Annotated in this window: 3 protein-coding genes; all 3 read left to right on the top strand. The window is 44.8% G+C overall.

The genetic code is table 11. The features are described 5' to 3' along the window. On the top strand, positions 1 to 117 hold a 117-nt coding region (locus tag R7P67_RS25465; protein WP_318086405.1), incomplete at its 5' end, for a zinc-binding dehydrogenase. Then, on the top strand, positions 111 to 572 hold the full coding sequence (locus R7P67_RS25470; protein ID WP_005462564.1) for a YqaA family protein: 462 nt from the start codon (positions 111 to 113) through the stop codon (positions 570 to 572). The genes R7P67_RS25465 and R7P67_RS25470, both read left to right, overlap by 7 nt. A gap of 9 nt (positions 573 to 581) precedes the next feature. Further along, a partial coding sequence (locus tag R7P67_RS25475) for a M16 family metallopeptidase (protein WP_318086404.1) occupies positions 582 to 1179 on the top strand: 598 nt, incomplete at its 3' end.

Here is a 1179-nt window from a genome sequence, read left to right on the forward strand (position 1 = left end):
GGATTACTTAAAACAGAAGTGCAACACATTTACCCAATGACTGAAGTTATCGCCGCACACCAGCAAGTGGAATCGGGGCGAACGAGAGGCAAGGTATTACTTGATATGACATGCTAGACGCATTCAATTCAGCTTTTGAACATTTAGCCCTTTGGTTTTCTGATTCAGCATTGTGGGTGCTTTTTTTAACGGGCTTTCTGAGCGCCACCTTACTGCCTGGTGGCTCTGAAGCTGGGCTGATAGCAACTCTCTCACTCAATCAATATGCGGTTTCTTCTATTCTTTTGGTTGCCACAATAGGTAATACGCTTGGTGGCTTAACCAATTACTGGCTTGGGTTATGGATCCCCAATAAAACCCAAGAAGAAAAACATGGTCATACCGCTTTAAAGTGGCTAGCAAAATATGGCTACTGGGGATTGTTTTTCAGTTGGTTACCAATTATTGGTGATCCGTTGTGTCTCGCGGCTGGATGGTTAAGGATGAAATTTCTGCCGTGTGTGATTTTAATATTTTTAGGAAAAGCCGCTCGGTACAGCTTGTTGGCGGCCATTTATCTCGGATTATTTTAAGGAAAGTACATGAGAATGTTTTGGGTTGGCGCGTGCTCACTGTTAGTGATCACGGGCTGTGCATCAAATTCCCCTGTTTCATCGTTGCCAAAAGGGGTGACTTTCGTCGAATCATCGAAAGCAGAAGACGGCAAAGTTAAGATCCCATATCAAAAATACAAACTCGATAACGGCTTGACCGTAATTCTAGCGCCAGAGGGCTCTGATCCATTGGTACACGTTGATGTCACGTATCACGTCGGTTCAGCTCGTGAAGAAATCGGTAAGTCGGGCTTTGCGCACTTCTTTGAACATATGATGTTCCAAGGTTCAGAGAACGTTGGCGATCAAGAGCACTTCAAAATCATCACAGAGGCGGGTGGTACGTTAAACGGTACGACCAATCGCGATCGCACCAATTACTTTGAAACCGTTCCTGCGAATCAGCTGGAAAAAATGCTGTGGCTTGAATCGGATCGTATGGGCTTTTTACTTGATGCGGTTTCACAGCGCAAATTTGAAATTCAACGATCTACGGTGAAAAATGAGCGTGCGCAACGTTATGACAACCGTCCATACGGTTTGATTTGGGAACGTATGTCTGAAGCGTTATACCCAGAAGGTCATC

The organism is Vibrio sp. Vb0937, assembly GCF_033338855.1.